The sequence below is a fragment of the Pseudomonas typographi genome (assembly GCF_014694385.1).
GTDB classification, from domain to species: domain Bacteria; phylum Pseudomonadota; class Gammaproteobacteria; order Pseudomonadales; family Pseudomonadaceae; genus Aquipseudomonas; species Aquipseudomonas typographi.
The window spans coordinates 1-425 of sequence record NZ_JAAOCA010000146.1; the positions used below are offsets into that span (position 1 = coordinate 1).

Here is a 425-nt window from a genome sequence, read left to right on the forward strand (position 1 = left end):
GCCATCATCGAGTCAACCGCCAACGGCATGGGAAATCTGTTCCACCAGTTCTGGACGCTGGCGGTGGAGGGTAAGTCCGACTACATGCCCGTTTTCATCCCCTGGTTCGTCGAGCGGGGATATCGCCGCGAAGTGCCCGATGACTTCGAAATGTCCGATGACGACTTCGAGTACATGGAAGCCTATGGCCTGGACGAAGAACAAATGGCCTGGCGCGCCGCCAAGATCACCACGGACTTTGCAGGTGATGAAGACTGGTTCAACCAGGAATACCCCGCCACCCCCGACCTGGCTTTCCAAAAGGTCGGCCACAAGCCGCTGATCAAGACCGTCAAGGTATCGCTGGCGCGCAAGCAGATCGCCAAGCACATGAAGCGCATCGGGGCCCACGTTGTCGGCCTCGACCCAGCGCGCGGCGGGGATAC

General features: G+C 60.0%; 1 pseudogene. It reads left to right on the forward strand.

What is annotated here, in order from left to right:
* Positions 1–425, forward strand: a pseudogene (locus HAQ05_RS28150) (hypothetical protein); the annotation flags it as partial.